This window comes from Iodidimonas sp. SYSU 1G8 (assembly GCF_039655775.1).
Classification (GTDB): domain Bacteria; phylum Pseudomonadota; class Alphaproteobacteria; order SMXS01; family SMXS01; genus RI-34.
This window is the reverse complement of the sequence record NZ_JBBYXJ010000002.1, coordinates 1279775-1292491: the sequence shown is the minus strand read 5'-3', so window position 1 is coordinate 1292491 and position 12717 is coordinate 1279775. Positions and strand designations below refer to the sequence as shown.

The 12717-nt window shown below is 60.8% G+C and carries 9 protein-coding genes; 7 read left to right on the top strand and 2 right to left on the bottom strand.

The features are described from left to right. Nucleotides 1-120: 120 nt before the first annotated feature. Nucleotides 121-1050 (bottom strand): TauD/TfdA family dioxygenase, encoded by a 930-nt coding sequence (locus WJU17_RS17305; protein ID WP_346328641.1) that lies wholly within the window; start codon nt 1048-1050, stop codon nt 121-123. Nucleotides 1051-1647: 597 nt separating this feature from the next. On the opposite strand from WJU17_RS17305, the gene WJU17_RS17300 reads away from it, so the two are divergent. The 4 genes from WJU17_RS17300 (at nt 1648) to WJU17_RS17285 (ending at nt 7766) form a co-directional block, all read left to right on the top strand. Then, complete coding sequence (locus tag WJU17_RS17300) at nt 1648-4203, top strand: TonB-dependent receptor (protein ID WP_346328640.1); 2556 nt, start codon at nt 1648-1650, stop codon at nt 4201-4203. Nucleotides 4204-4223: 20 nt separating this feature from the next. Beyond that, complete coding sequence (locus tag WJU17_RS17295) at nt 4224-5858, top strand: arylsulfatase (RefSeq protein WP_346328639.1); 1635 nt, start codon at nt 4224-4226, stop codon at nt 5856-5858. Between the two features lie 72 nt (nt 5859-5930). Next, entirely contained in the window at nt 5931-6554 is a 624-nt protein-coding gene (locus tag WJU17_RS17290) for an XRE family transcriptional regulator (protein ID WP_346328638.1), read from the top strand. 468 nt (nt 6555-7022) lie between these two features. Further along, complete coding sequence (locus WJU17_RS17285) at nt 7023-7766, top strand: SDR family oxidoreductase (protein ID WP_346328637.1); 744 nt, start codon at nt 7023-7025, stop codon at nt 7764-7766. A gap of 73 nt (nt 7767-7839) precedes the next feature. Here WJU17_RS17285 and WJU17_RS17280 read toward each other — a convergent pair whose 3' ends face one another. Then, nucleotides 7840-8469, bottom strand: coding sequence for a TetR/AcrR family transcriptional regulator (locus WJU17_RS17280; RefSeq protein ID WP_346328636.1), 630 nt, complete (start codon nt 8467-8469; stop codon nt 7840-7842). 141 nt (nt 8470-8610) lie between these two features. On the opposite strand from WJU17_RS17280, the gene WJU17_RS17275 reads away from it, so the two are divergent. The 3 genes from WJU17_RS17275 to WJU17_RS17265 all read left to right on the top strand — a co-directional run bounded on the left by WJU17_RS17275 (nt 8611) and on the right by WJU17_RS17265 (nt 12561). Beyond that, nucleotides 8611-11319 (top strand): PEP/pyruvate-binding domain-containing protein, encoded by a 2709-nt coding sequence (locus WJU17_RS17275; protein ID WP_346328635.1) that lies wholly within the window; start codon nt 8611-8613, stop codon nt 11317-11319. A gap of 5 nt (nt 11320-11324) precedes the next feature. After that, a complete protein-coding gene (locus WJU17_RS17270) occupies nt 11325-12086 on the top strand; it encodes a tyrosine-protein phosphatase (RefSeq protein WP_346328984.1) in 762 nt (253 codons plus the stop codon). 103 nt (nt 12087-12189) lie between these two features. Next, nucleotides 12190-12561, top strand: coding sequence for a nuclear transport factor 2 family protein (locus WJU17_RS17265; protein WP_346328634.1), 372 nt, complete (start codon nt 12190-12192; stop codon nt 12559-12561). The last annotated feature ends 156 nt before the right edge of the window (nt 12562-12717 follow it).

The window sequence follows — 12717 nt, the reverse complement described above, 5'->3', positions numbered from 1 at the left end:
GGGCGGACCTGGAGGTCCGCCCTTTTGCCGTTCCAGCGGCCCCATATCCGCCCGGTGGTATTGGAGGTCTGACGCCGCCCGCCGGAGACATGGCGGTCGGGCGGCGCCAGACCGGGAACCCTATTCCGCTGCCGCCCGGAGCAGAGCAGGGTTCGTCTCTTTGCGCTTCACGACGCTGCGGCGCCCATCGACGCTGACAGGCACGTCGCCATCGACCGTGACGCGGTACAGCTCACGCGGCTCGTTGAAGTCGCCGACGCCGTAGTGCTGAGTCGCACGGTTATCCCAGATCGCCACATCGCCGGCCGTCCAGCGCCAGCGCACGGTATTCTCGGGCCGGGTGATGTAGTTCTGGAAGATCGACAGAAGGTGCTGGGTCTCGGCAGAGGAATAACCGATCAGCTTCTGCGCGAACCCGCCCAGCAGCAGCGATTTCTCGCCGGTTTCCGGGTGGACCCGAACGACCGGATGTTCGGTCTCGTACACGGTCGACGAGAAAATCTCCTGATGGAACTTGAGCCGTTCATCATTGGCGTCGGGACGGCGCGTCGCATAATCATAGGCATTGGTGTGGAGGGCCCACAGACCATCGGCGAGCTGCTTCAGGTTCTCGGGCAGATCGTCATAGGCAGTGACCGTATTGGCCCACAACGTGTCGCCGCCCTTCGAAGGGATGGTGACCGCGCGCAGGATGGATGCCAGCGGGTAGGCCTGTTCGAAGGTTACGTCGGTGTGCCAGACATTGGCGGCGAACGAGCCGTCGGACTTGATGGCCAATGCATATTCGTGATTTTCGTAGGCTGGCACCGTCGGATGCGCGACCGGATCACCCAGCAGGCCGGCGAACGCCTCCTGCTCACGGATCGTCAGATGATCCTGACCGCGAAAGAAGATCACCTTGTGCTTGAGCAATGCGTCGCGGATGGTCGCGACGGTCTCGGGGGGCAGGCTGCCGGAGAGGCGAACACCCGTGATCTCGGCGCCGATACGTCCCGTAACCGGTTTGACGTCAATGGCGGTGCCGATGGTTTCGATATTCTGGGTCGTCATGGAAATGCTCCTGAGAGTCTTGAATGTGTCGATAAGTCGGGCGGACTTGCGTCATTTTCAGTGCCTACATCGCGTCATGGTCGGTGCCCTTCTATTCGCTAGGAGCGGATCGGAACCCCGTCCGCGGCTCATTCTCGCGCGCACCGCATGAGTGGCGTCGCGGTCGGCACGCGAAAACGCCAATCGTACCGGCGTCAATGCAACTGCGTTGGTCACACCATTCTCCATCGAGTTCCGGTTCTGGGCTGGACCGAATCGCATCCAGCCTGTCCTCTTCAGAAATATCCTATTTTTCCTATCTGTCAACTTGGGATTATGAGATCCCGGCAGGGCTGCCATCCCGGAAACGCATTTATACCATATTGACTAGATAGGGTTAATAAGTTTATAGCACGGTTCAAGCCGAGTGAAGGCACCAGGTTCCAACGGCACTCGTGTCGGGTGATCCCAGACTAACCAATTGAGTGATATCGGTTTCTGGCGGTACTGACACTGCTCTCCCGGCCCAGGCCGCGCCGTACGAGCCAAAAGCCTATTACTTACATCTATAAACTAGAGTTTCTGCATAGCAGACCGACAAGACCATCGGAGGTTACGATGCCCCATCTCAAGACCCACTCTCCCCGAAACACGCGGCGACGGCTGGCGATCGCGAGCGGCGCAACGTTCATGTGTGGCCTTGCCATTCTGGCGGTCGACACCCCTGCCGACGCACAGGTCTTCGGCGCCATCGAAACGACGGCGCAGATTGGCGCGGCGACGCAGGAAGCAGCCGGCCTCCAGGTCGCGGATGCAGGCGTCGCCCTCGAGGGTGCGGCAGCCACGGCGGCGGTCGTGAACAGCGCGGCCGTCGCCGCCGAGGGTGCGCGGGCCGCGACGGTCATCGAGGGCATTCTCGTGACCGCACGACGCAAACAGGAGGTGGCGCAGGACGTGCCGATCGCCCTGACGGCGATCAGCGAGGAGACGCTGTCCAAGAACAACATCACCAACATTCTGGAAATGAAGCAGCTGGTGCCCAGCCTCCAGGTCATTTCGTTCAATCCGCGCAACACGAATATCGCGGTGCGAGGCCTTGGCGCGAACGTTGCCCTGACCAATGACGGCTTCGAAACCGGTGTCGGCGTCTACGTCGATGGAGTGATCTATGCGCGCCCGGCGCAAAGCACGTTCGACCTGCCAGACCTGGCCTCGGTGGAAGTCTTGCGGGGACCGCAAGGCACGTTGTACGGCAAGAACACGACCGCCGGCGCGATCAATATCACGACAAAGCAACCGACGTTCGAGCCAGAGTATTCGGGCGAGGTCTCGCTCGGAAACAAGGGACTCCGGCAGACTTCCGCGAGCGCCTCCGGGCCGATCAGCGACACGCTCGCGATCCGGGTCTCCGGCTTCGCCAATAGCCGCGACGGCTTCATCCAGAATCCCGTCATCGACAAGGATCTGAATAACTACAGCGATTATGGCGGCAGGGTGCAGTTGCTCTGGAAGCCAAATGACAACCTGACGGTCCGCGCCATCGGTGACCTGAGTCATCAGGAGCAGGATTGCTGCGCGACGGTCATCGCGGACGTGGTGACCCGGAAGTGGGATGGCACGCCGCTCGCCAACAATTATTATGATCGTCTTGCCCGCTTCCCCGGCTACAGCGCGCTGCCGATAGATCCGTTCGCGCGAAAGAGCGACATCGACGGCATCACCAAGATTGCCATGACCCATGGCGGCGGATCCCTGACCGTGGACTGGGATCTTGGGGACCATACGCTGACGTCGATCTCCGCTTACCGGTTCTGGGACTGGTACCCGCGTAACGATGCGGACAATATTGGCCTCGACATTCTGCCGCGCGGCCAGCAGCAGAATTTCCAGAAGCAGATCACCCAGGAACTGCGGCTCGCGTCGAACGACAATGAACGGTTCGACTACAGTTTCGGCCTGTACTACTTCAACGAGAAGGTCCTCGGCAAAGGCTGGACTCAATATGGCGCCGACGCGCCGCTCTGGATTCTGGGTCCAGGCGTCGCCCAGCCCATCCGCGACGCGGCGCTGAAGAATACGTCGTACTTCTCGGAATCCGTGCCGAAGATTCAGAGTTACGCCGCTTACGGCCAGGCGACGTGGAACGTCACGGATCGCCTCGGCCTGACCGGCGGCCTTCGCTATACCTATGAGAAGAAGACCGGCAGCTTCGACCAATGGGTCGTCGGCAGCGATTTTTCCGGTCTGAGTCTCGCCGATGCCGCGACCGCCCAGGCGCTCCGCAACAATTTCGGCACGGCTCTTTCCTATGACGTGAGCACATCGCGCAGTGCGCTTACAGGATTGGGGTCGATCACCTATGACGTCACGGAGGGCGTTCTGGCCTATGCGACCTACTCGCGCGGTCAGAAATCCAGCGGTCTCAATCTGGTCAATCTGCCGCCAGGGGTGAGCCCGGTTGTCGCGCCGGAGACGGTGAACAGCTACGAACTCGGCCTCAAGACCCAGTTCTTGGATGACCGCGCCACCATCAACGTGGCCGCGTTCTGGGCCGACGTGAGCAACTATCAGGGCCAGATCTCTGACTTCACGACCCGACTTCTGACTTATATCACGAACGCGGGTTCGGTCCGCTCGCGCGGGGTCGAGGTCGACCTCAAGATACAGCCGACGGACGGACTATCCCTCTACCTGTCCGGCGCTTACACGGACGCGATTTACAAGAAATACCTCAAGGCCTCGCTGCCGATCGAAGGCGGCCCGGTCAACGGTCAAACCTTCACCTGCATCGCGACAAGCTGCGACCTGAGCGGCCAGCCTCTGACCGGTGTGTCGAAGTGGGCTTTCTCCGCCGGCGGTGAATACAGCCTGCCTATCGGCCAGCTCTGGTCCCTCGACAGTGAAGTCTATCTGGGCGCCGATGTCAGCTATCGCTCCAAGTACTATAGCCAGGCCAACAACTCCTACAGCTCTCTTGTGCGCTCCTATGAAGTGGTCAACCTGCGCGCCGGTATTCGTGCCGGCGACAACTGGGACGTTTCGCTGTGGGTCCGCAACCTGCTCGACAAGAAGTATTTCCAGACCAGAGCCGCCCAGGCCTTCAACACCGGCGCCGTCAGCTCATTGCTTGGCGACCCGCGCACGTTCGGCATCACAGCCCGCTTCACCTACTGACCCATTTTCCGGAGAAGATCATGACACACTCACAACAGCCATCGAGGGACGGCCGGAAACGGCCCAACTTCCTGCTCATCGTCGCCGACGACCTGGGATATTCGGATGTCGGCGCCTTCGGCAGCGAGATACAGACACCCCATCTCGATGCCTTGGCCAATCGCGGTCTTAAGCTCAACGACTTCCACTCCGCCCCGGCCTGCTCGCCGACCCGGTCGATGCTGCTCACGGGTACCGACCATCACATTGCCGGTATCGGCACCATGGTCGAGGTGGCCACACCGGAAATTCAGGGACTGCCGGGGTATGAGGGTTACCTGAACGACCGCGTCATCACCGTGACCGAATTGCTGCGCGATGCAGGCTATACCACGCTGTTCTCGGGCAAATGGCATCTGGGCATGACCCTCGAGACCTCGCCCCATGCCCGCGGTTTCGAAAAGTCGTTCGCCCTCTTGCCCGGCGGCCATAATCATTATGGTCACGGCGGCATCGGTTCCATCAGGGGCGGCCAATCGCTTTACACCGAGAACGACAAGTTCGTGGAGACGCTGCCTCCGGATTTCTATTCTTCCGACTATTTCACCGACAGGCTGATCGGCTTCCTGCGCGAGCGGGACGACGACGGCAGGCCGTTCTTCGCCTATCTGCCTTTTTCGGCGCCGCACTGGCCACTGCAGGCGCCCCGGGATGTGATCGCCAAATACCATGGCCGCTATGACGAGGGTCCGGACGTGCTTCGGCAGGAACGGATCGCCCGGCTGAAGCAGATCGGGCTTGTGCCCGAATATGTGGTCGCGCATCCGGTCGTGAGCGAACAGGCCGAATGGGAGACTCTCAGCGAGGAAGAGAGGATCATCTCCGCCCGTTCCATGGAAGTCTATGCCGCCATGGTCGATCGCATGGACTGGAACATCGGAAGGGTCGTTTCCTATCTGGAGCAGACCGGAGAACTCGACGACACGGTCGTGATCTTTCTCTCCGACAATGGCGCGGAAGGCTCGCTGGTCGAAGCACTGCCCATTCTCGGCCCGAAGATCGCCGAGCACATCCGCGACAACTACGACAACAGCCTGGAGAATATCGGTAACGGCACCTCCTATGTCTGGTACGGGCCGCGCTGGGCTCAGGCCGCGACGGCGCCCTCGCGCCTCTACAAGGCCTTTACCAGCGAGGGCGGCATTCGCGTCGTCTCGTTCATCACCTGGCCTGGGTTCCAGCGCCAGGGAACCATCGGCAGCGCGTTCAGCACGGTACAGGACATCACCCCCACCCTTCTGGAACTGGCTGGCATCGAGCATCCCGGAACCGAATATCAGGGACGCAGGATCGAAGCCCCGCGCGGCGTCTCGCTTGTCCCCTATCTCAACGGAGAAACCGATGAAGCCCATGCACCCGATCATGCAACCGGCTGGGAGCTTTTCGGCCGGCGCGCCATTCGCCAGGGCGGCTGGAAAGCGGTCTACATCCCCGAGCCCTGGGGCCCCGGCGAATGGCAGTTGTACGACCTCGGCCAGGATCCCGGAGAGACCGACGATCTGGCCACCCGTGAGCCCGGCAAGCTCGACGAGCTGCTGCGCCTGTGGGACGCCTACGTAGAGGAGACCGGCGTTTTCCTCGGCCCCGCGACCGTGTTCGAGGTCGCCGCCGAATGACGCGTACCGCCATTGCCAGGGGAGGGGCGTCCGCATCGGACGTCCTCTCCATATCGTCGAGAGGAGCAACCCATGACGATCCATTTTTCGCTACCTGAGGCCACATCGGTGTCGCAGGACCGTCCAAAGACACTCTGGCCCAATCTGGCCACGATCATCGCCCGCAATATCAGCCGGTTGCGCTTCCGCGCCAAACTGAGCCAGGAAGCTCTTGCGGTGAAAACCGGACTGGACCGCTGGGACATCGTTCGCCTCGAAGCAGGCGCCGCGGACGCGTCCATTGCTCTGTTGTGGCGCATTGCCGGCGGCCTGGGCGTGCCTTTCGCCGCGCTGATCGCGGCTCAGGCTCCGCGCGGCGCGGTGGTGGTTCGCCGTGACCGGTCCGAGGCGCTTTCTTCCCCGGACGGATATTTCACGAGCCGCGCGCTCGTGCCCTTTGACCAGAATTCACCCGTCGAATTTTATGAGGTCCGCATCGTCCCGGGCCATGTGGAACGGGCCGAAGCCCATGCCGCTGGCACGACGGAGGCCCTGACCGTTACAAAGGGCGTGGTCGAAATCACCGTCGGGCGCGAGCCGCCCTACCGGCTGGAATCGGGCGACACCATCAACTTTCAAGCCGACCTGCCTCACGCCTACGCCAACACTGGCTACGAAAGCGCCGTGTTCCATCTGGTCGTGCACTACCGCGCCTGACCGCGGACGCCCCCGTTCACTGCGAAGAGATGAAGCGGGGGCGTAACGGCGCTTGTCTGCCTCACCGCTATCGGTAAGACCGCACGTTGCGGCAATTAGATCAATCGGCGTTCCGCGGAAAAGCGGCGATAGCCTCCGCCTCCCATTTTCAATGCCTTTGAATGAGTGGGCATCGCTGCCTAATCCGGCCTTTATCTTGCAATTTATCTGGCTAGATGCCGGCGGGCAGTGGCTTCCATCGACGACAAAAGACCCCATGCCTTGTGAACTGAATCGGCCCTGCGGGAATCACCATGATCTGCGCGAACTGATCAAGAGTGTTGACTAACTAACTACATCGGTTCGAAACTGGTCTATGCCGTGGCTAGGGCCCTCTGTGGCCCGCCTATCCATGGCACGGACGCACCGCCGGCTTCGCAGGCGTCACGGCCTGCGGCGTTTTGACCATGATCACATCTCGGGGAATCCATGGACGACATTACTGGATCGACGCTTCTTGTAACCGGGGGCTCCGCTGGTCTGGGCGCGGCGACCGCCATGCTGGCGGCCGCGGCCGGCGCCAGGGTCGCCATCCTGGATGTGAACGAAGCTCAAGGTCGCGACACGGCGGCCAGGGCAAACGGTAAATTCTACTTCTTCGACGCCTCCCGCCAGGACTCTTGGTCGGGGATTGTCCATCAGATCGAACAGGACCTCGGGCCGGTGCGTTTCGCGCATCTCAATGCGGGAATCATGACACAACCCCTAAAGGCCCCGCTGGGCCCTGCCCGGCTGGAAGACGTCACGTTGGAGCGGTTCAAGGCGGTGATGGCCGTCAATGTCGAAGGTGTCTTCTTCGGCCTGCAGGCATTGATACCGAGACTGATACCAAGATCCGGCGCCATCACCGTCACGGGATCAGCGGCAGGGCTTGTTCCGATCCACTTCGATCCCGTGTATGCGCTAACGAAACATGCCGTGATCGGCTTGGTCAGGAGTACCGCCCTCGCATATGCCGCACGGACCATCCGGATAAACGCCTTGTGCCCTGGCGGCTTCTCGAGCGCCCTGCTTCCTCAGGGCGTGAAAACCGAGGCGACCATGACACCAGAAGATGTGGCGCGGGAAGTCCTTGATCTGCTGCTGGGCGGCGAAACGGGAGAGGTCCGGGTCAAACTCAGCAAGGAGCGCACCGCGGAGCGGGTCGATCCTCCTGATTTCTCGCTGGGCTGAAACGCCTCGACGTTGCGGGCTCACCCCCGCGTTGCTGATACATGCCTCTGCTGACCAACAGTACCGAAGGGTATCAACCGGCGAGAAACTTCCTCAGCCCCTTGTCGATGAAGTCGGCCCAGGCCTTGTCACCGATCAAGTCGTTTGCCAGCGTCTCATGGTGCGCTAGCCCGGTCATGAAAATATGAAGCGAGGCCCGCGCGAAAGTGAGGTTCAGATCAGGGGCGGCATCCCCTTCTTCGATTGCGCGTCCAAGCTCGCTGATCAGCAAGCTGGATGCGTTATCGATGAACTCCTTTGCGAGAATCGCGACCTTGGGCTCCACCAATGCGGCGGCGTACATCTCCGCGATCAGGCGTCGGAGCGTCGACTGATCCGGGCTCATCAGCAGCGTGAGCTGACGGCCGATCCCTTCAATCGCCGGACCGGACGTATCCCTCGCCACGGGCCGCAACACTCGGGAAACCGCCTCCGCGAAGACCGCGACGAGCAACTCCTCCTTGCCATCGAAATGCCGGTAGACAGCGGGTTCGGTGACGCCGACGGAGGCCGCGACCGACTTCATCGTCGTGTTGCGGAAACCGCGCTCGGCGATCAGCCGCGTGGCCTCGTCCAGGATTCGCTCGCGGGTATAGGCACCGTCGCGAACGCCTTTGGCTCGTCGTTGCTTTGTCGAGGAGTTGGCGCGCGCGCTAGTTGACACCGCTAGGCCTTTCGTATGATCTTAGCAATTAAGTTAGCTACTGCTAACATATGCATTGTCGCGCAGAACTAGCACGGGGAGCCCATAGTGCCAAGCTACACAGCCTTTTTGAAAGATATCGATTCAGGGTCAATCTCGTTGGTGGGCGGCAAGGGAGCCAATCTCGGTGAACTCACCAAGGCCGGCCTGCCGGTTCCTGAAGCATTCTGTGTGACGACCGAAGCCTACAAAGCATTCATCGGCGCCAACGCCCTCCAACAGCCGATCTTGGCGCGGCTGGATGGACTGAATTACGACGACGTGGCCCAGTTGGAGCAATGCGCCGCCGAAATCCGCAAGAGCATCATCGCGGCCGACGTGCCGGCCGAAATTTCGGCGTCCATCCGCGAAGCCTATGCCGCGATTGAGGCGACGCTCGGAAGCCGCGTCAGTGTCTCCGTGCGGTCTTCAGCCACGGCCGAGGACCTGCCCGGTACATCCTTTGCCGGCCAGCAGGATACCTATCTGCATATTTCTGGCATCGACGCAGTGCTCGATCATGTCAAGCGCTGCTGGGCGTCGTTATGGACTGACAGAGCGATTTCCTATCGCCACCGTCAGGGCTTTAACCATGCCGACGTGCTGCTGGCCGTCGTGGTGCAGGAAATGTTTCCGTCCGAGGTCGCCGGGGTGATGTTCACCGCCAACCCCGTCACGGGCGACACACGGGAAATTTTTCTCAACACCAGTTGGGGGTTGGGAGAAGCCATCGTTTCGGGCCGGGTCAATCCGGATCAGTACATCGTGCTGAAGGAAGGCCTGAAGGTTAAGGAACGCATCATCAATGACAAGCTGGTGATGACGGTCGGTCGCGACGATGGCTTGGGGAGCACCGAAGTTCCCGTGCCGTCCGAGAAGCGGTCCAGCGAAACACTGACGGACAGTCAGATCGCCGAGCTGGCCCGGATCGGACAAGGCATCGAGAAGCACTATGGTTTCCCGCAGGATATCGAATGGGGTTTCTCCCAGGGGCGCTTCGCCATTCTTCAGTCCCGGGAAGTGACCGCGGCGGATATCGACTTTCCCGAGGGCATGGAGGCCTGGCAAACCCCGGGTGCGCTCGAGGGTCTGTATGACGAACGCTGGGTGTGGTCGCGGGCGTATTCCGACGAGGTTCAAACAGGACCATCCAGCCCCTATTTCTATTCGATTCTCGAGCGCGGCATGACCATGCTCAAATGGAACCTGCTCGAATTCACCGACACGGAAGAATGGCTCGGCTACACCAGGGCAAATTTCCGCGACATGCCGCTCTATCGTTGGTATGGCGCACGCGCCTACTACAATGCCCAATTCGAACGCGAGCGAATTCGCCGGTTCATCCCCCCGTTCGCCCGTGACGACGCGGCCCTCTGGCCCTTTCCGGTCGAGGAACGGGAAGAAATACGCAACATGCCCTTCAACTGGATGAAGTTCATCCAGTTGATCGTGCGCCTGCATTTCACGCGGCCCAAGGTGGCCCTGCTCAACACGCCCAAGCAGGTCTTCGACAATCTGGAGCGGTGGACCGACTACACGCAATCCGTGTGGGATCAGCTCGACCTCGAGGCGGCGAGCGTCAGGGAGATCTTCGACACGGAAATCCGGGCCTTGGGCGACAGCGAGTTCGGCGCCAATGTCACTTTGCCGTTCACCATCTATCTGTTCGTGCTGCCCGCCGCGCTCAGGACCCTGTGCGTCCAGTTGTTCGATGATCAGGATCAGCGCATTTACAACAGTCTGGTCTCGGGCCTCTTCACCAAGACCAGCGAGGAAAATGTCGCTGTATGGAAACTGGCGCTCGTCATTCGGCGGCATCCGGCACTGCGGGAACTGGTCTCGTCAGAGGAAGACCATGGAAAAATCCTGGCTTCGCTGGAAGGCACGGAAGGCGGCGCGGAATTCAGAACCCATCTGGACGCGTTCCTGAAGGAATATGGCCATCGCGGTGGCGCGGAGCGGGACCCGATCCATCACCGGTGGCGCCACAAGCCCGAAATGGTGTTCCATTCCATCAAGCCAATGTTGAAGTTGAGTGAAGAGGACGGCCCCCCGGCGCATGAGCAGAGGCTTCACGAACGCATGAAACACACTCTTGAGGAGTGCAAGGCGAAACTGATGGCCGAACCCATGGGTTTTGCACAGGTCTGGCTGTTCGAGCGCTTCGTCAAGCTGGTACAGGATTATTTTTATTACCGGGATTTCGAGCGCTTCTACAACGACAAGAACATGGGACGGCCACGTGACTTCCTGACCGCCATCGGCCGCAAGTTCATCAAGCGGGGTCTCATGCACGATGAAGAAGACATTTTCTTCCTGGGCAAGGACGAAATCCTCCTGGCCGACGCCGGCTCTCTCAGCGCCAAGGACATCGAGCTCAGAATTCGGTCCCGGCGCCGTACATACGAGCGGTACTCGCAGAAGGAGCCGCCGAAATATATTCGCGGTTGGGAGACGTTTGACGACAACCAGTTGCCCGATGACGGTGAAGGTTTGCGCGGAATCGGGGCAAGTAGCGGCGTGGTGACCGGTCGGGCCCGCGTCTGTCGGCATCTCAGCGAGATCAGCAAGATCGAGAAAGGCGACATCCTGATCACCGTCGCCACCGATCCAGGCTGGACCACGGTGTTTTCGATCATTGGCGGCGTTGTCGTCGAAAGCGGCGGTGTGGTTGCCCACGCGGTGATGATCTCCCGCGAGTATGGCATACCGTGCGTGGCCAATCTCGGTTCCGCGTGCGATCTGATCCCCGACGGCGCCACCATCACCATCGATGGCGGCAGAGGCCGGGTCATCATCCACGACCCGGCGCCTGCCGAAGAAGCCGCGTGACGGGGATGAGCCGATTCATACCTATTGGCGACAGCGTGAACTTCCGGCACCTCGGGGGATATGAGGGTGCCGGCGGCCGGCGCACGCGTGAAGACGCCTTGTTCCGGGGCGGATGGTTCGAGATCGCCGATGACGATGACGCCGCCCGGTTCGCCGCGACCGGAATACGGCGCATCTTCGATTTTCGCAGCACAGCGGAGCGGGAAAAGCGCCCTCTCGGCCCCCGGATAAGAGAGTCGGTGCAGATCCACGAACTGGGGATCAGCCCCGGCAGCATGGGGCCGTATCTTCAAAGCCTCAGGAACCTGCCGGCCGCGGAAGCCGATTGCAAATCGGCGATGACACGGATGCACCGTGAAATGCTCGAAGAGGGAACTCCGCGGTTTCGCGAATTTTTCGCTCGCCTTGTCGGGGATCAAGGGCCCTTCATGATCATGTGCTCGACGGGCAAGGACAGGACGGGCGTGGTGTCCGCCCTGCTCCTGTCCGCCCTCGGTGTTTCGAAGACGACGGTGCTGGAGGACTACCTGATTTCCGCCGACGTATATCGGGACAAGGAACTGGTCTTCGCGCGCAATCACGGTTTGGACGCGCTGGGAATCGACCTCACTCTCGTGAAGGACGTCTTCACCGTGCACCCGGAATACATCGGAGCCGTGTTCAAGAGAATCGACGAGGACGCTGGCAGCCTCGAACGGTTTATCGCGGAAACCCTGGGGGTGGGTTCCGAACAGCGACAACTGCTGCAGAATGCGTATCTCAGGTGACGTCCCGATGCCGTCGTCACCTCGACGTCCGGGGCGGGACGAGCCCGCGTTCGGTCTACCGCGTTCAGTTTCTGGAGGATTGGCTAACCATGCGGGATCTGCGATGACGACGTCGGACACCCGCTTGAAGGACGCGGTTCGCCGATATCTGGAAACCGTCAACAGCAATGTTCCGGAAGCCATGGTTCAGCTCTACCGCTCCGATGCGCGCGTCGAGGACCCTGTAGGCTCGGGAAAACTTCTAGTCGGTCACGAGGATATTCGAGCGTTCTACGAAAACGCTTTCGCTGTCCCCCTGACGGTTCAGCTCGAGACGGAGCCCCGAGGGTCGTTCGGAGATGCGGCGGCATATGCATTCCGCGTAACACGCGGCACGACGACACTGAAGGTTATCGGTGTACTTACCTTCGACGAGCAGGGGTTGATAACAACCATGCGCGCCTTCTACGGACCTAGCGACATAACGACTGCATAAGCCCTTTCCGAGTGTGGCAGCGCGTGGTCTCGGCCCGATTCATACGACAGCGAGCGTATAGGAGCAGCTTCAGCGCGTGCGGGTGTTCGTGTGACGATGTGCGCTTTGGCCGGCAATATCGGAACAAGCTCCAATAGTATTGTTAGTTAATAAAAA

Coding starts and splice junctions, on each gene's coding strand:
- WJU17_RS17265 (WP_346328634.1), top strand. CDS start 12,190: ATGACGACGTCGGACACCCGCTTGAAGGACGCGGTTCGCCGATATCTG.
- WJU17_RS17305 (WP_346328641.1), bottom strand. CDS start 1,050: ATGACGACCCAGAATATCGAAACCATCGGCACCGCCATTGACGTCAAA.
- WJU17_RS17285 (WP_346328637.1), top strand. CDS start 7,023: ATGGACGACATTACTGGATCGACGCTTCTTGTAACCGGGGGCTCCGCT.
- WJU17_RS17290 (WP_346328638.1), top strand. CDS start 5,931: ATGACGATCCATTTTTCGCTACCTGAGGCCACATCGGTGTCGCAGGAC.
- WJU17_RS17295 (WP_346328639.1), top strand. CDS start 4,224: ATGACACACTCACAACAGCCATCGAGGGACGGCCGGAAACGGCCCAAC.
- WJU17_RS17300 (WP_346328640.1), top strand. CDS start 1,648: ATGCCCCATCTCAAGACCCACTCTCCCCGAAACACGCGGCGACGGCTG.
- WJU17_RS17270 (WP_346328984.1), top strand. CDS start 11,325: ATGAGCCGATTCATACCTATTGGCGACAGCGTGAACTTCCGGCACCTC.